Here is a 16,554-nt window from a genome sequence, read left to right as displayed (position 1 = left end):
TGCAGGAGACGCCCCGCCTCTTCGGGAAAGAGCGGGGCGTCTGCTCTCTCCGCCTGCCGCATCCCTCCCACCGGCACGAGGAGGGAGGTGCCGGGAACGACGAAACCCCCCGCCTCTCCGAGGAGAGACGAGGGGTTCCGATCAGTGTGTCCGAGGGGGGACTTGAACCCCCACGCCCTATACGGGCACTAGCACCTCAAGCTAGCGCGTCTGCCATTTCCGCCACCCGGACGAGTGTTTCCTTCGACCTGCGTTTCCGCGGCCGAAGAAGACATTAGCACGGTTCCGGAGCCTCTCACGCCACCTCGTGGCCCACCGGCCTCCGCGCGCCGTCGAGCCCGCGCCGGTACCGTTGCCCGCATGTCCGACAGCATCGACAGCGCGCCCGTGACCGACAGCACCCTCGACGAGACGGCGCTCATCGCGCGCGATCTCATCCGCTTCGACACCAGCAACTACGGCGACGGGAAGGCGGAGCCGGAGCGCCCGGCCGCGGAGTACGTCGCGGCGAAGCTGCGCGACCTCGGCCTCGAGCCCGAGCTGATCGACTCCGACCCGGGACGCACGAGCGTCGTGGCGCGAGTCGCGGGGGAGGACCGCGAGCGCGGCGCCCTCGTCGTCCACGGGCACCTCGACGTGGTGCCCGCCATCGCCGACAACTGGAGCGTCGACCCGTTCGGCGGCGAGATCAAGGACGGCATGCTCTGGGGCCGCGGCGCGGTCGACATGAAGAACATGGACGCGATGATCCTCGCCTCGCTCGGCGACATCCTCCGCGAGGGGCGGCGCCCCTCCCGCGACCTCGTCATCGCCTTCTTCGCCGACGAGGAGGCGGGCGGCGTGCGGGGATCGGGATTCCTGGCCCGTGAGAGGCCCGAGCTGTTCGCCGGAGCGACCGAGGCGATCAGCGAGGTCGGCGGCTACTCGATCGAGCTGGCCGGCAAGCGCGCCTACCTCGTGCAGACGGGCGAGAAGGCGCTGATGTGGCTGACCCTCCGCGCGCACGGCACGGCGGGGCACGGCTCGCAGATCAACTCCGAGAACGCCGTCACCCGGCTGGCGCAGGCGATCGCCCGCATCGGCAGCGAGGAGTGGCCCACGCGCCTCACCGACACCACGCGCGAGCTGCTCGACGAGGTCGCCCGCCTGCTCGGCCACGACCCCCAGCGCAGCACTCCGGAGGAGCTGGCACTCGCCACCGGCACCGCCTCGCGCTTCATCGCCGCGACGCTGCGCACCACCGCCAATCCGTCGATGCTGTCGGCCGGCTACAAGGCCAACGTCATCCCGGACACCGCGGAGGCCACCATCGACGTGCGCGTCCTCCCCGGCGAGGAGGATTCGGTGCTCGAGCGCCTGAAGGTCCTCGCGGGCGAGCATGTCGAGATCCTCGTCCAGCACCGTGACATCGGACTCGAAGTGCCCTTCGCCGGCCCGCTCGTCGAGAGCATGGCCGCCTCGATCCGCCGGTTCGATCCGGGCGCCGAGGTCCTCCCGTACCTGCTCTCCGGAGGCACCGACAACAAGGCGCTCTCGACGCTCGGCATCACCGGATACGGGTTCGCGCCGCTCCAGCTGCCGTCGTCCCTGGACTTCCCGGCGCTGTTCCACGGGGTCGACGAGCGCGTTCCACTGGACGCACTAGTGTTTGGCAGGAAGGTCCTGACCGATCTCCTGCTGAGCTCCTGACGGCGCCGCGGACCGGGTCAGCACCGACCGATCCCGACCGACTGCTGGCCGACGACGCCCCAGCCCTCCTCGAAAGTGACGCATGGGCCTGCTCGACGCGCTGATCCTGGGACTCGTCCAGGGTCTGACCGAATTCCTCCCCATCTCCTCCAGCGCCCACCTCCGGATCGTCAGCGAGCTGCTGCCCGGTCTCGGCGGCCGCGACACCGGAGCCGCGTTCACCGCGATCACGCAACTGGGCACCGAGACCGCCGTCATCATCTACTTCTGGCGCGACATCGTGCGGATCGTGTCGCACTGGGCGCGCTCCCTCGTCGGCCGGATCCCGCGCTCGGACCCGGACGCCCGCATGGGCTGGCTCATCATCCTGGGCAGCCTTCCGATCATCGTCCTCGGCCTCGTCTTCCAGGACGCGATCGAGACGACCCTCCGCTCCCTGTGGGTGGTGGCCACCACCCTCATCCTCTTCGGCATCCTGCTCGGCATCGCCGACGCGGTCGGCGCGAAGAAGCGCCGCCTGCGCGATCTGGGCGTCCGCGACGGACTGATCTTCGGAGGCGCGCAGGCGCTCGCCCTGATCCCCGGCGTCTCGCGCTCGGGAGGCACCATCACCGCAGGCCTCTTCCTCGGGTACGAGCGCAAGGCGGCGGCGCGCTACTCCTTCCTCCTCGCGATCCCCGCAGTGTTCGGCAGCGGGCTCTACCAGCTGTACAAGAGCATCAGCGACCCGGTCGTGCTCCCGAACCAGGTCCAGGTCGGCGGGCTCGAGACCCTCGTGGCGACCATCGTCGCGTTCGTGGTCGGCTTCGTCGTGATCGCGTTCTTCATGAGCTACATCTCCCGCCGCAGCTTCCTCCCGTTCGTCGTGTACCGCATCGTGCTCGGCGTCGTCCTGATGGTCGCGCTCGCCACCGGCCTGATCGCCGCCTAGATGCGCGCCTGGACCGCCGCCGACGTCCCCGCCCTGCCCGGCCGGGGGAGCGCACCGCGCCTGCACGACACCGCGACCGCGGGCCCCGTCGAGCTCGACGCGCCCAGCGGAGTCGCGAGCCTCTACGTCTGCGGCATCACGCCCTACGACGCCACCCACCTCGGGCACGCGTCGACCTACCTCGCCTTCGACACGGTCCAGCGCGTCTGGCTCGACGCGGGCTACACGGTCGAGTACGCCCAGAATGTGACCGACGTCGACGACCCGCTGCTCGAGCGTGCGACGGCCACCGGCGTCGACTGGCGCGACCTCGCCGAGGAGCAGGTCGAGCTGTTCCGCGGCGACATGGCCGCCCTGCGCGTCCTGCCTCCGCAGCACTACGTCGGAGTCACCGAGACCGTGGATCCCATCGCGGAGGCGGTCGCCCGCCTGGAGCGCGACGGCGTCGCCTACCGCGTCGCTGCTCCGGACGCGGCGGAGGAGGGCGCGAGCGACCTCTACTACGACATCGCCGCGGCCGAGAGCGCCGTCTGGCACCTGGGCAGCGAGAGCCGGCTCGACGCGGAGTCGATGGCCCGCTTCTCGGCGCTGCGCGGGGGCGACCCGGAGCGCGCCGGCAAGCGCGACCCCCTCGATCCGCTGCTCTGGCGGGCCGAGCGCGCCGGCGAGCCCGCCTGGGACGCCGAGGTCGGCCGCGGCCGTCCGGGCTGGCACATCGAGTGCTCGGTGATCGCCCTCGACCGGCTCGGACCCGAGTTCACCCTGCAGGGCGGCGGCAGCGACCTGGTCTTCCCGCACCACGAGTTCAGCGCAGGCCACGCCGCTTCGCTGTCCGGCCGTCCTCTGGCCCGCGCCTACGCTCACGCCGGGATGGTCGCCTACCAGGGCGAGAAGATGAGCAAGTCGCTCGGGAACCTGGTGCTGGTCTCCCGTCTGCGGAGCGAGGGCGCGGACCCGCGGGCGATCCGCCTCGCGCTCCTCGCGCACCACTACCGCTCCGACTGGGAGTGGCTGCCCGAGGACCTGCCGTCGGCCGAGGCGCGCCTGGCGCGCTGGGAGTCGGCCCTCGCCGCCGTCGGACCGCGCTCGGCGCTCGAGGTGCTGGCGCAGCTGCGCGAGGCGCTGGCCGACGACCTCGGCACTCCGGCCGCCCTCGCCGTCGTCGACGCCGCACTGACCGAGGGCGTGGACGACCCGTCGCTCCTGCGCGACGCGGTCGACGCCCTGCTCGGGGTGCGCCCGGCCTGAACCCCGTCAGGCTCGAGTCCCGGACGGCTCGAGTCCCGAACGGCTCGAGTCCCGTCAGAGCGGCCCGGAGTGTCATCGGTCGGGAACAGTCCAGTGATCGACGACCGTCTCGGACGAGCGGGCGCCGGCGGAGGCTACGGCCGCCAGGGCTCCTCGCCGGAGCGGCCGTCGCCGCGCCGGCGCAGGTAGCGCTCGAACTCCTGGGCGATCGCCTCGCCGCTCGCCTCGGGCGAGTCGACGGTGTCGCGCGCCTGCTCGAGCTGGGCGATGTACGACGCCATCTCCTCGTCCTCGGCGGCGAGGGCGTCGATGCCGCGCTCCCACTCCTCCGCCTCCTCGACGAGGTCGCCGCGGGGGATCGCCAGGCCGACGACCTCCTCGAGCTTCTCGAGCAGCGCCAGCATCGCCTTGGGCGAGGGCGCGTTGTGCACGTAGTGCGGGACGGAGGCCCAGATCGAGACGGCGGGGATGCCGACCTTCTGCGCGGCCTCGCCGATCACGCTGAGGATGCCGACCGGCCCCTCGTAGCTGGAGCGCTCGAGCTCGAACGAGCTCCGCAGCTCCGCGTTCTCGCTCGAGGCGAAGATCGAGATCGGCCGGGTGTGCGGGACGTCGGCGAGCATCGCGCCGAGGAAGACGACGGCGGAGATGTCGATCGCGAGCATGGCGTCGACGACCTCGGCGGCGAAGCTCTTCCAGCTGCGCGAGGGCTCGGTGCCGATCATGAGGTACAGCGCGCTCTCGGCGTCGACCGAGGTGTCGGCCGGGCCGAAGATCTGGGTGCCGGGCCAGGCGAGGCTGCGGCGGCCGTCCTCTCCGATCGAGAGCATGGGGCGGGTGTACTGGAAGTCGTAGTACTGCTCGGCGTCGACGGCGAAGAGGGGCACGTACTCCCCGGCGTCCTTGACCAGCCGCAGCGCGCCGCTGGCGGCGTCCCCGGCGTCGTTCCAGCCCTCGAAGGCCACGACCAGGACGTTCCCCGTGATCACGTTCATAGGCAGGATCTCCGCGTTCGGCTCGATGTGCGGGGAGCGCACACCGCGCCTGTCCCTCCGTCCAGGATAGGACCGCCCCCGGCCCCGGCCGTCCCGTCCGGCGGGATCGGCCGCGCTGTTCGCTCTCGGCCCGCGGCCGGGGAGGGGCGCGGCCCTGCCGGTACCATGGTCGCTCGTGACTCCCGAGACCTCCGCCTGGCCGCTGTCCTCCGAGTCGCTCGGAGGAGCGTCCGCCCCCGCCGCCGTCCTCTGGGACATGGACGGGACGCTCGTCGACACCGAGCCGTACTGGATGGCGTCGGAGCACGCGCTCGTCTCCTCCTTCGGCGGAGTGTGGACCCACGAGGACGCGATGGGACTCGTCGGCTCGGGCCTGCCCGCCGCCGCCCGCATCCTGCAGGGCAAGGGCGTCGACCTCTCCGTCGACGCGATCATCGACCGGATGACCGACGAGGTCGTCGACCAGCTGGCCGTGAGCATCCCGTGGCGACCGGGCGCGCTCGAGCTGCTGCACGCGGTGTCCGAGGCGGGTGTGCCGCAGGCGCTGGTCACGATGTCGATCTCGCGGATGGCCGCGGCCGTCGTGGACCGGATCCCGTTCCCCGCCTTCGCCGCCGTCGTCAGCGGCGACATGGTCGAGCGCAGCAAGCCCCACCCCGAGGCGTACCTCCTCGCCGCGAGCACCCTCGGTGTCGACATCGCCGCCTGCGTCGCGATCGAGGACTCCCTCACGGGCCTCGGCGCGGCCGTCGCCTCCGGAGCCGCGGCGATCGGCGTCCCGCACCAGCTGGAGCTGGACCCCGCCGCCCCCTACGCCCTCTGGCCCACTCTCGCGGGCCGCACCGTCGCGGACCTCGCGACGGTGTCCTCCGAGCACCGCGGCTCCGGCCCGGCCACGACCGAGACGGAGGCCCGCCGATGACCGGTGAGGCACTGCAGCATTCCGGACCCTTCCGCGCAGGGGACCGCGTCCAGCTGACGGGACCCAAGGGGCGGATGAACACCATCACGCTCGTTCCCGGCAAGGTGTTCCACACGCACCGGGGCGGCATCGAGCACGACACGGTGATCGGGCTGCCCGACGGCTCGGTGGTGACCAACACCGTCGGCGTCGAGCACCTCGCGCTGCGACCCCTCCTCGCCGACTTCGTGATGTCGATGCCCCGCGGCGCGGCGATCGTGTACCCGAAGGACGCGGCCCAGATCCTCGCCCTCGCCGACGTCTTCCCCGGCGCCCGCGTGGTCGAGGCCGGTGTCGGCTCCGGCGCGCTCTCGCTCTGGCTGCTGCGGGCGGTCGGTCCGACCGGCCGGCTGTCGTCGTTCGAGCGGCGCGAGGAGTTCGCGGATGTCGCACGGGCGAACATCGAGACCTTCCTCGGCTACACGCCCGACAACTGGAGCGTCACCGTCGGCGACCTCGTCGAGGCGCTGCCCGGCACGGTCCCGTCCGGCGAGGCCGACCGCGTCGTGCTCGACATGCTCGCGCCCTGGGAGTGCCTCGACGTCGCCGCCGAGGCTCTCACGCCCGGGGGAGTGCTCCTCTGCTACGTGGCCACCGTCACGCAGCTCTCGCGGACGGCGGAGGCGATCCGCGCCTCGGGCCTGTTCACGAACCCGTCGTCGAACGAGACCATGGTCCGCGGCTGGCACGTCGAGGGCCTCGCGGTCCGGCCGGACCACCGGATGATCGGCCACACCGGCTTCCTCATCACCGCTCGCCGGCTCGCTCCGGACACCGTGCTCCCCGAGCTCAAGCGTCGCCCGTCGAAGACGGACTTCAGCGACGAGGACGTGGAGGCCTGGACCCCCGGCGCGCTCGGCGAGCGCGCCGTGAGCCCCAAGAGCCTCCGCAAGCGGGTCCGCGAGTCCGCCACCAGCGCCGAGCTCTCCCGGGCCCGCGGGTTCGGCGAGGAGACCGCGGAGCCCGACGACGAGGGCATCCTCTAAGCTGTTCCCGGCCTCCGGGCCGTCTCCACCCCGGGCGTCACCGCTCCCCTTCTCTCGAATCGAGGACCCGTGCGCAGGACCACCGCGCTCATCGCCGGCATCGGCATCGTCGCCGCTCTCACCGGATGCACCGCGTCCTCCTCGCAGGCGGACTGCGACGCTCCGTTCTCCTCCGGCGACTCCTCGGCGGCGGTCAGCGCCACGGGCGACTTCGGAGCGAAGCCGGACGTCAGCGTCCCGACGCCGCTGAAGGCGGACGGCACGCAGGTCAGCACCCTCATCGAGGGCTCGGGCGCACCGCTCGAGAAGGGCCAGCTCGTCACCATCGACTACACCCTGGTCAACGGCGCGGACGGCACGGTCCTCGAGACCTCGCCCTACGACGGGTCGAGCACCGCCCGCTTCGGCGTCGGCGGAGCCGGGCTCGTCGGCCTGAACGAGGGCCTCCTCTGCACGCAGGTCGGCTCGCGCGTCGCCATCGCGATCGCCCCCGAGGACGGCTTCGGCCAGTCCTCGTCGCAGCTCGGCATCTCGGAGGACGACACGCTCGTGCTCGTCGCGGACGTCCGCGAGGCCTCGCTGGCCCGCGCGAACGGCGCCGCCCAGCCCGCGCCCGACGGCTTCCCGACGGTGACGCTCGGCGACGACGGACGCCCGGGGCTCGCGAAGCCCTCGGGCGACGCACCGACCGACCTCCGCATCGCCCAGCTCAAGAAGGGCGACGGCGACGTCGTCGCCGAGGGCGACCAGGTCGTCGTGGCCTACACCGGCTGGCAGTGGAGCGACGGGAAGGTGTTCGACTCCAGCTGGGAGAAGGGCGCTCCCGCCGTCTTCACGGCCGCCGACGGCTCGACCACCCAGGGCGGAGTCATCGCCGGATTCGCCGACGCCCTCATCGGCCAGCCCGTCGGATCCCAGGTCATAGCGGTCATCCCGCCGGACCAGGGCTACGGCGACCAGGGCTCTCCTCAGGGCGGGATCCCCGGCGGCGCGACGCTGATCTTCGTCGCCGACATCCTCGGAAAGGTCTGACCGGGCCCGGCCCTAGACTGGAGGGCGTGCCTTCCGACGCCCCGTCCTCGAGCCGCGTCCCGGCCGAAGAGCGTCTGTTCAACCTCGTGCTCGCGCTCGTCGCGGCCGAGAACGGACTGACGAAGGCCGACGTCCTCTCCACCGTGCAGGGCTACCGGCAGCGAGTGGGTCGGGGCGACCGGACCTCGCTCGAGCGCCAGTTCGAGCGCGACAAGGACGACCTGCGCGAGCTGGGCATCCCGATCGAGACGGTCGACGCCCCGGGCGACCCGGGCAACACCCAGACCGTCCGGTACCGCATCGCGAAGCGCAGCTACGACCTCCCGGCCGACCTGACCTTCGATCCGGAGGAGCTCGCGCTGCTCCGCCTGGCCGGCGCGGTCTGGCGCGAGGGGACGCTCTCGGCGGAGTCGCGGCGCGCGCTGATCAAGCTGCGCTCGATCGGGGTCGAGTCCGTCGACCCCGTCATCGGCATCAGCCCCTCGATCCGGGTCCGCGAGTCCTCGTTCGAGCCGCTCAACGCCGCGCTCGACCGCGGCCAGGTCGTCCGCTTCCCCTATCTGAAGCCCGGCGGCGAGGAGCCGCGCGTGCGCACGGTGCAGCCCCGCGCCCTGGTGAACCACCAGGGGCGCTGGCACCTCCACGGCTGGGACGAGGGCGCCGAGGGCACGCGGACCTTCCTCCTGTCGCGGATCGTCGGGCCGGTCGCGTCCACCGGCCGCACCGCGCCTCCCGCGGAGGGGGACCACGCTGCGACCGCTCTCGCCCAGCTCGACGAGATCCTGCAGCGCAACAGCGCGCTCCTGCGCGTCGCCCCCGACTCCGACGCCGCCCTCCGTCTCGGCGGGCGTGCCGAGGCCGAGGGCGAGGGCCAGGGCCTGCTGCGCCTGCACTACACCGACCCGGACGTGCTCGCGGACGAGCTCGCCGGTCACGGTCCCGAGGTGCGGGTGCTCGAGCCGGAGGAGCTCCGCCGCCGCGTCCTCGACCGCCTCCGCCGCACCCTGGACGACCATGGAGGGGATCCCCGTGGCTAGACCCCGCTCCCTGCAGGCGCGCGACCGACTGGCCGTCCTCCTCTCCCTCGTTCCCTACCTGCTCGACCGGGGTCGCGTCTCCGTCGCCGAGGTCGCCGCGCACTTCGAGATCCCGGAGGAGGAGGTGCGGCGCGCGGTGCGCCTCATCGCCGTCTCGGGCATCCCCGGCGAGACCGCGCAGTACCAGGCGAACGACCTCTTCGACATCGGCTGGGACGACTTCGAGGAGAACGACCACGTCGTCCTCACCCACCAGGTCGCGATCGACGACTCGCCGAGGTTCTCGGCGCGCGAGGCCGCCGCCCTCATCGCCGGCATGCAGTACCTCGCAGCCCTGCCCGAGAACCAGGGCAACGACCGGATCGCCTCGCTGATGGGGAAGCTCGCACGCGGCGCCTCCTCGGCCCCGAGCGCGGTGGCGGTCTCGCGCGGCACGGGCGCGGACAGCGCTGTGGCGCTCCTGCGGACAGCGATGGGCTCGGCGACGCAGGTCGCTTTCGACTACCGCAGCGCCCGCGGCGAGACCGAGTCCCGGCTCGTCGACCCCTTCGTGCTCGAATCGGTCGACCGGGACTGGTACCTGCGCGGATGGGACCACCTCCGCGAGGGCGTCAGGACGTTCCGGGTCGACAGGATGCGCTCCCTCCGCGACACGGGGACGCCGATCGTCCGGCGCCGCAACGAGGTGACCCTCTCGGAACGGCTCTTCGAGGCCTCCGCCTCCGATCTCGTCGTGGACCTGCGCGTCGCTCCCAGCGCCGTCGTGCTGCTGGGCGACTACGCGGCCGACGCCGAGTTCCCCGATCCCGTGCCGGGGGAGGAGGACCACGGTGTCCTCGTCCGTCTCCGCGTCGCCCATCTGGAGGGACTGACGCGCCTGGTGGCGTCGTTGGCGGGTCTCGTCACCGTGGTGGCACCCCCCGAGGCGCGCACCGCGGTCGCGCACTGGGCGGCCTCCGCGCTCGCCGCGAACGAGGGGGAGCCGTCGTGACCTGGTGGTCGTGGATCCTGATCTGGCTCGGCCTCGCGCTGGGCGCTCTGGCGATGCTGGTCCTCTTCGCCCTCTCCTACTGGCGCAAGGGGAAGGTGCTCCTCGGACAGCTGTCCGAGGTCACCGCGAAACTCGAGACACTGAGTCCAGGAGTGACGGACCACCTGCCGCCCCGTCCTCCCTCGTCGCTGTTCGCCGATCGCGACGACGTGAGGCGTGCGCACGAGGGCCGACGTGACGCACGTCGCGACAGGATCGATCTCCGCCGGTCAGGACGGGTCGAACGGGGTAAGCTCCTCGTACACCGCAACCGACAAGTGAAGTGAGTCTGCAATGTTCGCTGGCCTCCAGGGGTGGCACCTCCTCATCATCCTCGCCGTGATCCTCCTCCTGTTCGGTGCGCCCAAGCTCCCGCAGCTGGCCCGCAGTGTCGGGCAGTCGATGCGGATCTTCAAGAGCGAGGTCAAGACCATGAAGGACGAGGACGGCACCGAGCGCCGTGAGTCGACCGAGGGGACCACCGGCACCGTCGCCGGATCCACCGGCTCGACCACCGGCACCGGCACCACCACGCCGCCCGAGTCCCCGCTCAAGTAATGACGTCCGTGGCACCGAAGAAGCCACGGACGAAGCGGACGAAGAACCCCGACGGGCGCATGTCGCTCGGGGCGCACCTCGTCGAGCTTCGCAACAGGCTCTTCAAGTCGGCGATCGCGATCGTCATCGCGTGTGTCGCGGGGTGGTTCGTCTCGGAGTGGGTCTTCGAGGCCCTCAAGGCTCCGATCTCCGAGGTGGCCTCGACCCAGGGCAAGGAGGCGATCCTCAACTTCCCGACGATCGCCGGTGCCTTCGACCTGCGGCTGCAGATCGCCATCACGGTGGGCATCGTCCTGGCGAGCCCGGTCTGGCTCTACCAGATCTGGGCGTTCCTCGTCCCGGGCCTGACCCGCAAGGAGATGCGGTACGGCCTCGGCTTCATCCTCACCGCCATCCCGCTGTTCTTCGCGGGCTGCGCGGCCGGCTGGTTCGTGTTCCCGCACATCGTGGAGCTCCTGACGAGCTTCACCGGCAGCAACGCGGCGAGCTTCCTCGACGCCAAGATCTACTACGAGTTCGTTCTCAAGCTCGTGCTGGTCGTCGGCATCGCGTTCGTGCTGCCCGTCTTCCTGGTGCTCCTCAACTTCCTCGGCATCCTCCCCGGCATGCTGATCCTCAAGTCGTGGCGCATCGCGATCATGGCGATCGTGCTCTTCACGGCGATCGCGACCCCCGCGGCCGACCCGATCTCGATGTTCCTCCTGGCCATCCCGATCATCTTCCTGTTCTTCCTCGCCTGCGGGATCGCGATCCTGCACGACCGGCGCGCCGCCAAGCGCCAGCTGGTGTTCGACGGCAGCCCCTCCGACCTGCCCGCGTGACCGGACCGTCTCCCGCCGAGCGGTTCGCCGCGTTCCGGACGCGCCAGGGCCACGTGAGGGTCGAGGCGTTCCGCTCGACCCTCGCGTTCGACCTCGACCCCTTCCAGTACGAGGCCTGCAGCGCGCTCGACGACGGCCACAGCGTCCTCGTCGCCGCGCCCACCGGCGCCGGCAAGACGGCGGTGGCCGAGTTCGCGATCCACCTGGCCATGCAGGACCCGACGGCCAAGGTCTTCTACACGACGCCGATGAAGGCGCTGAGCAACCAGAAGTTCCAGGAGTTCGTCGAGGACTACGGAGCCTCCGAGGTCGGTCTGCTGACCGGCGACTCCAACGTCAACGCGCGCGCCCGCATCGTCGTGATGACGACCGAGGTGCTGCGCAACATGCTGTACGCCGACTCGGACCTCCTGCGCGACCTCGCCTACGTCGTGATGGACGAGGTGCACTACCTCGCCGACCGCTTCCGCGGCGCCGTCTGGGAGGAGGTCATCATCCACCTCCCGCAGCGCGTGCGGCTGGTCTCGCTCAGCGCGACCGTGTCGAACGCCGAGGAGTTCGGCGACTGGCTCCAGACCGTCCGGGGCGAGACCGAGGTCATCGTCTCCGAGGAGCGGCCCGTCCCGCTCGACCAGCACGTCCTGGTGGGCGGCAAGCTGGTCGACCTCTTCGACTCCTCCGGTCGGGCGGCGACGAACCGGGTGAACCCCGAGCTCGCCCGCATGGCCCAGGGCGGCTCCCGGGTCGAGCGCGGCGGCAGGGGCGGCCGCAACGGCCGAGGCGGTCGCGGCCGCTACCCGGAGCAGCGCACCGAGGAGCTCGTGCTGCGCTCGGAGGTCGTCGAGATCCTCCGCGGCAAGAACCTCCTCCCCGCGATCTTCTTCGTCTTCAGCCGTGCGGGCTGCGACCAGGCTGTGCGCCAGGTGCTCCGGTCGGGCGTGCGCCTCACCGAGCGCCACGAGCGCGACGAGATCCGCGCGATCGTCGAGGAGCGGTGCCGGACGATCCGCGACGAGGACCTCGCGGTGCTCGGCTACTGGGAGTGGCTCGACGGACTCCAGCGGGGCGTCGCCGCGCACCACGCCGGGATGCTCCCCGCCTTCAAGGAGGTCGTCGAGGAGCTGTTCCTGCGCCGGCTCGTGCGGGTGGTCTTCGCGACCGAGACGCTCGCGCTCGGCATCAACATGCCGGCCCGCACGGTCGTCCTCGAGAAGCTCGAGAAGTTCAACGGCGAGGCGCGCGTCCCGATCACACCGGGGGAGTACACCCAGCTCACCGGCCGGGCGGGCCGACGCGGCATCGACGTCGAGGGCCACTCGGTGATCCAGTGGCGCGGCGGGATGGACCCTCAGGCGGTCGCGTCCCTCGCCTCCCGGCGGACCTACCCGCTCAACTCCAGCTTCCGCCCCAGCTACAACATGGCCGCGAACCTGATCGAGCAGTTCGGGCGGGTGCGCACGCGCGAGATCCTCGAGTCGTCGTTCGCGCAGTTCCAGGCCGACCGGTCCGTCGTCGATCTCGCCCGCCGGGTCCGCCAGCAGGAGGAGTCGATGGCGGGCTACGTCACGGCGATGCAGTGCCACCTGGGCGACTTCGAGCAGTACGCGGCGATCCGCCGTGAGATCGGCGACCTCGAGCGCCGGGGCGCGGTGCGCGGCGAGTCGGCCTCCCACGCCGAGCGCGAGAAGCGCCAGGGACAGCTCACGAGCCTGCGGCGTCGGATGAAGGCGCACCCGTGCCACGCCTGCTCCGACCGCGAGCAGCACGCGCGCTGGGCCGAGCGCTGGTGGAAGCTGCGCCGCGAGACCGACGAGATCGAGCGCCAGATCCGCTCGCGCACCGGCGCCGTCGCCCGCATCTTCGACCACATCACGGACGTGCTGCTCGAGCTCGGCTACTTCCGCCGGGACGAGGTCGGCGAGCTCTCGCTGACGCCCAACGGTCGCACGCTCCGCCGGATCTACGGGGAGCGGGACCTGCTCGTCGCCGAGTGCCTCCGGAAGCAGGCGTGGACGGAGCTCGATCCGGCCGGCCTCGCGGCGATGGCGTGCTGCCTGGTCTTCGAGCCGCGACGCGAGGAGGGGACGCTCGGCGAGCAGTTCCTGCCCCGCGGCGCGTTCCCCGAGGCGCTGGAGAAGACCCAGCTGCTGTGGGCCCGGCTCGACGATGTCGAGCGGGAGCACCGCCTGCCGGGCAGCAACCCGATCTCGACGAGCCTGGCGCTGTCGATGAACATGTGGGCCAAGGGCATGCCGCTCGACATGGTGCTCCGCGAGTCCGACATGGCCGCCGGCGACTTCGTGCGCTGGGCGAAGCAGACCATCGACCTCCTCGATCAGCTCTCCGTCGTCGCCGAGGGCAAGGTCGGCCGCGCGGCCCGGACCGCCCTCGACCTGGTCCGCCGCGGCATCGTCGCGTACTCGACCGTCGCATGACGCCGGTCGCTCCTCCGCCCGACGGGCGGACCGTTCCGCTGTGGGTGGCGCTGCCCCTCGCCGCCCTCGGCGGCGCCGTGCTCGACCGCGGCTTCCCCGACTCCGATATCTGGCCGCTGGCGATCGGGGGCGCCGCGGCGATCCTGTTCGCGCTGGCGGGGCGCGGCTTCTGGAGCGGGGCCCTCGTCGGCCTCGTCGGTGGAGCGGTCTTCTGGGGTGTCCACATCGAGTGGCTGACCCTCTACCTCGGCCCGGTCCCGTGGGCGGCCCTCGCCGGCCTGCAGGCGATCTTCTTCGCGGTCTCCGCGGGGCTGATGGCGGTCGTCTCCACGCGCGGCCACCGCGTCTGGACGGGACCGCTCGGCCGGATGGTCGGCCTCCCCGCCCTCCTGGCGGCGCTCTGGATCGGGCGCGAGTCGATCACCAGCGTCTGGCCCTACGGCGGTTTCGCCTGGGGCCGCCTCGCGATCTCGCAGTCCCTCGGCCCGCTCGCCGGTCTCGCGGCGTGGATCGGCTTCGCCGGCCTCGGCTTCGTGGTGGCGTTCCTCGCGGCCGTGCTCGCGCAGGCCGTCCGCGAGATGTCCGTCCCGGCCTCCTCTCGCGTCAGCGCTCTCGCGGGCTTCGCGATCGTGGCGCTGGTGTTCCCCGCCTGGCCGGCACCGACGGAGGGCACGACCCGGATCGCCGCCGTCCAGGGCGACTCCGATGCGGGCCTGTTCTCGCAGAGCTACCGCGGGCAGATCCTCGAGGACCACACCTCGGCGACTCTGCCGATCCTCGACCAGGACGTCGACATGGTGGTGTGGCCCGAGAACGGCGTCGACATCGATCCGACCCGGAACGCCCAGTCGGCCGCCGTCCTCGACTACCTCAGCCGGACGATGGACGCGCCGTTCGTCGTGGGCACGATCACGAACCCCTCGGACGACGTCTTCTACAACAGCTCGCTGCTCTGGAAGGCGGGGGAGGGGGCGACGCAGGTCTACGACAAGGTGCATCCCGTCCCGTTCGCCGAGTACATGCCGGACCGCGCGTTCTGGCGGATGTTCGCTCCGGACCTGGTCGACCTGGTGAGCCGGGACTACTCGATCGGCACCCGTCCCAACGTCTTCGACGTGAACGGCGTCCTCGCAGGCATCGCGATCTGCTTCGACATCTCGGACGACGCGCTGACGAACGCGATGGTCGACGGGGGTGCCCAGGTCATCCTCGGGCAGACCAACAACGCCGACTTCGGCCGGACGGACGAGAGCGTCCAGCAGCTCGCCATCGCTCGCCTGCGGGCCATCGAGACCGGGCGCAGCGTGGTCAACATCTCGACCGTCGGGACGAGTGCGATCATCGGGCCGGACGGCGCGACGATCGACTCCCTGACATGGTTCGAGCCGGGTGCCATGGTGGACGAGGTCCCCCTCAGCTCCACCACGACCCCGGCTCTGGTGTGGGCGCGAGACCTCGGCTGGTACTTCCTGGCCGCCGGTCTCATCGGCATGGTCTCGTTCGTCCTCAGGACGCGCGAGCCGCGACGCCGTTCCCGCTGACCGGCGCTACGCGCCGATCTTGTGCTCACCGCGCCTGGCGCGCAGATAGGCGAGCCGCTCCTCGAGCAGCTCCTCCAGCTCCGCGCGGGTCCGGCGCTCGAGCAGCATGTCCCAGTGGGTGCGCGGAGCCTTCTGCTCGCCCTTGTCCACGACGACCGGCTTCGAGTCCACCATCAGAGTGGCCTCGTGACCGCAGGAGCGGCACTCCCAGGTCTCCGGCGCTTCCGCATCGGCCGAGAACACCATGTCGGTGTCGTGGCCGCAGTTCGCGCAGTGGTACTCGTACGTCGATCGCGGGGAGAAGACGACGCCTTCTTCGCTCTGCAGGCTCTGGGATCCGAGCCGCATTCCTCGCAAGCTTCGATCTGCCATTGTGTGGTCTCCTCTCGCTGTGCTTCCCCAGTGTCAACGTCGTACCTGGAGGTGGTCTTCCCGTCCCTGCCATTGCCAGAGAATCCTCAGGTCGGAGGCGTATTCCGCGGTTCCTGAGGGCGTGGCTGACGGGCGCTGAGGAAGGCGTCGACGGCCGCTCGGGCGAGGTCGGTGCGGTCGGTCACGAGCCCGTCGATCCCGAGCGCGAGGAGCCGCTCCATCCGCTCCGGATCGTCGATGGTCCAGAGGTGGATCTCGCAGCCGGTCACCCGCAGCCGGGCGAGGATCCGCGGCTCCGCGACGCGGAGGCCGAGCGCGCGCTCGGGCACCTGGAGCGCGTCGATGCCGCGGAGAGCGAGACGCACGGGGAGGGCGGCGCCGAGGTGGGCGGCGACCAGGGCGACGACGAAGCGGACCGCCGACGCCGAGGTCGCGGCGCCGGGAAGACGGCGGAGGGCCGCTGCTCGACGGATCTCGGAGAACGAGGTGATCAAGACGCGCTCCGCGGCGGCGGCGCCGGACACCGCCGCGACGACCGGGTCGATCGCGTCCCGCGACTTCACGTCGAGATTGAAGCGCGCGCGGGGGAGAGCGGCGAGGGCCTGCTCGAGAGAGGCGAGCCGGGCGCCGCCCGCCAGCTGGAGGTCGGCGAGCTCCTCCCACCGGGTGGCGGCGACGACGTGGCGGCGGCCGGAGTGGTCGATCACCTCGGCGTCGTGGACGAGCACCGCGACCCCGTCGAGGGACGCGCGCGCGTCCGTCTCGAGGAGGTCCGCACCCGCGGCGAGGGCGCGCTCGAAGGCGGCGAGCGTGTTGCCCTCGGCCGGCGGGCCGAATCCGCGATGCGCGATCGCCCGGGGGGTCGGCCCACTCAGGACGAGGGGTCGCTCGGAGGCGCGCATCGCGGACCGGATCCGC

General features: G+C 71.7%; 16 protein-coding genes and 1 tRNA gene. 13 read left to right on the top strand and 4 right to left on the bottom strand.

Translation table 11 applies throughout. From position 1 onward, the window contains the following. Positions 1–147: 147 nt before the first annotated feature. Positions 148–232 (bottom strand) — tRNA-Leu (locus tag C5C69_RS06325). A gap of 128 nt (positions 233–360) precedes the next feature. On the opposite strand from C5C69_RS06325, the gene C5C69_RS06320 reads away from it, so the two are divergent. The 3 genes from C5C69_RS06320 to mshC all read left to right on the top strand — a co-directional run bounded on the left by C5C69_RS06320 (position 361) and on the right by mshC (position 3,868). After that, positions 361–1,689: a M20/M25/M40 family metallo-hydrolase gene (locus tag C5C69_RS06320; RefSeq protein ID WP_181027105.1), complete on the top strand. Its 1,329-nt coding sequence runs from the start codon at positions 361–363 to the stop codon at positions 1,687–1,689. Positions 1,690–1,771: 82 nt separating this feature from the next. Further along, positions 1,772–2,620 carry an undecaprenyl-diphosphate phosphatase gene (locus tag C5C69_RS06315; protein ID WP_104222008.1) on the top strand — a complete coding sequence of 283 codons (849 nt, stop codon included), beginning with the start codon at positions 1,772–1,774 and terminating at the stop codon, positions 2,618–2,620. After that, positions 2,621–3,868, top strand: coding sequence for a cysteine--1-D-myo-inosityl 2-amino-2-deoxy-alpha-D-glucopyranoside ligase (mshC, locus tag C5C69_RS06310; RefSeq protein WP_104222010.1), 1,248 nt, complete (start codon positions 2,621–2,623; stop codon positions 3,866–3,868). A gap of 134 nt (positions 3,869–4,002) precedes the next feature. Here mshC and C5C69_RS06305 read toward each other — a convergent pair whose 3' ends face one another. Beyond that, on the bottom strand, positions 4,003–4,863 hold the full coding sequence (locus tag C5C69_RS06305; protein WP_104222142.1) for a proteasome assembly chaperone family protein: 861 nt from the start codon (positions 4,861–4,863) through the stop codon (positions 4,003–4,005). Positions 4,864–5,038: 175 nt separating this feature from the next. Here C5C69_RS06305 and C5C69_RS06300 point away from each other — a divergent pair, with 175 nt between their 5' ends. The 10 genes from C5C69_RS06300 (at position 5,039) to lnt (ending at position 15,264) form a co-directional block, all read left to right on the top strand. Next, on the top strand, positions 5,039–5,785 hold the full coding sequence (locus tag C5C69_RS06300; RefSeq protein WP_258065145.1) for an HAD family phosphatase: 747 nt from the start codon (positions 5,039–5,041) through the stop codon (positions 5,783–5,785). Further along, positions 5,782–6,810: a tRNA (adenine-N1)-methyltransferase gene (locus tag C5C69_RS06295; RefSeq protein WP_104222012.1), complete on the top strand. Its 1,029-nt coding sequence runs from the start codon at positions 5,782–5,784 to the stop codon at positions 6,808–6,810. Before C5C69_RS06300 ends, C5C69_RS06295 begins: the two co-directional genes overlap by 4 nt. Before the next feature lie 69 nt (positions 6,811–6,879). After that, positions 6,880–7,842 carry an FKBP-type peptidyl-prolyl cis-trans isomerase gene (locus C5C69_RS06290; protein ID WP_104222014.1) on the top strand — a complete coding sequence of 321 codons (963 nt, stop codon included), beginning with the start codon at positions 6,880–6,882 and terminating at the stop codon, positions 7,840–7,842. Between the two features lie 26 nt (positions 7,843–7,868). Next, positions 7,869–8,879 carry a YafY family protein gene (locus C5C69_RS06285; protein ID WP_104237454.1) on the top strand — a complete coding sequence of 337 codons (1,011 nt, stop codon included), beginning with the start codon at positions 7,869–7,871 and terminating at the stop codon, positions 8,877–8,879. Further along, positions 8,872–9,870: a YafY family protein gene (locus C5C69_RS06280; RefSeq protein ID WP_104283651.1), complete on the top strand. Its 999-nt coding sequence runs from the start codon at positions 8,872–8,874 to the stop codon at positions 9,868–9,870. The genes C5C69_RS06285 and C5C69_RS06280 overlap by 8 nt, the downstream gene beginning before the upstream one ends. Then, positions 9,867–10,196, top strand: coding sequence for a hypothetical protein (locus tag C5C69_RS06275; RefSeq protein ID WP_104257547.1), 330 nt, complete (start codon positions 9,867–9,869; stop codon positions 10,194–10,196). Before C5C69_RS06280 ends, C5C69_RS06275 begins: the two co-directional genes overlap by 4 nt. A gap of 7 nt (positions 10,197–10,203) precedes the next feature. Further along, the gene (tatA, locus tag C5C69_RS06270; RefSeq protein ID WP_104232603.1) at positions 10,204–10,467 is read left to right on the top strand and encodes a Sec-independent protein translocase subunit TatA; all 264 of its coding nucleotides are present in this window, start codon (positions 10,204–10,206) and stop codon (positions 10,465–10,467) included. After that, positions 10,467–11,288, top strand: a complete 822-nt coding sequence (tatC, locus tag C5C69_RS06265; protein ID WP_374952911.1) for a twin-arginine translocase subunit TatC — start codon at positions 10,467–10,469, stop codon at positions 11,286–11,288. The genes tatA and tatC overlap by 1 nt, the downstream gene beginning before the upstream one ends. Beyond that, positions 11,285–13,723 carry an RNA helicase gene (locus C5C69_RS06260; RefSeq protein WP_104257546.1) on the top strand — a complete coding sequence of 813 codons (2,439 nt, stop codon included), beginning with the start codon at positions 11,285–11,287 and terminating at the stop codon, positions 13,721–13,723. The genes tatC and C5C69_RS06260 overlap by 4 nt, the downstream gene beginning before the upstream one ends. Next, positions 13,720–15,264, top strand: a complete 1,545-nt coding sequence (gene lnt / locus C5C69_RS06255) for an apolipoprotein N-acyltransferase (RefSeq protein ID WP_104257545.1) — start codon at positions 13,720–13,722, stop codon at positions 15,262–15,264. Before C5C69_RS06260 ends, lnt begins: the two co-directional genes overlap by 4 nt. A gap of 6 nt (positions 15,265–15,270) precedes the next feature. Here the strand turns inward: lnt and C5C69_RS06250 are convergent, their stop codons facing one another. Together C5C69_RS06250 and C5C69_RS06245 are read right to left on the bottom strand one after the other, a co-directional pair. Next, a complete protein-coding gene (locus C5C69_RS06250) occupies positions 15,271–15,636 on the bottom strand; it encodes an RNA polymerase-binding protein RbpA (RefSeq protein WP_068207052.1) in 366 nt (121 codons plus the stop codon). An 86-nt stretch (positions 15,637–15,722) separates the two neighbouring features. Then, entirely contained in the window at positions 15,723–16,538 is an 816-nt protein-coding gene (locus C5C69_RS06245) for a glycerophosphodiester phosphodiesterase family protein (RefSeq protein ID WP_104257544.1), read from the bottom strand. Between the last annotated feature and the right edge of the window lie 16 nt (positions 16,539–16,554).

The organism is Rathayibacter sp. AY1C7 (assembly GCF_002931865.1).
Lineage (GTDB): Bacteria > Actinomycetota > Actinomycetes > Actinomycetales > Microbacteriaceae > Rathayibacter.
Note: the sequence above shows the minus strand (reverse complement) of the source record. Positions and strands in the feature narration are given on the sequence as shown.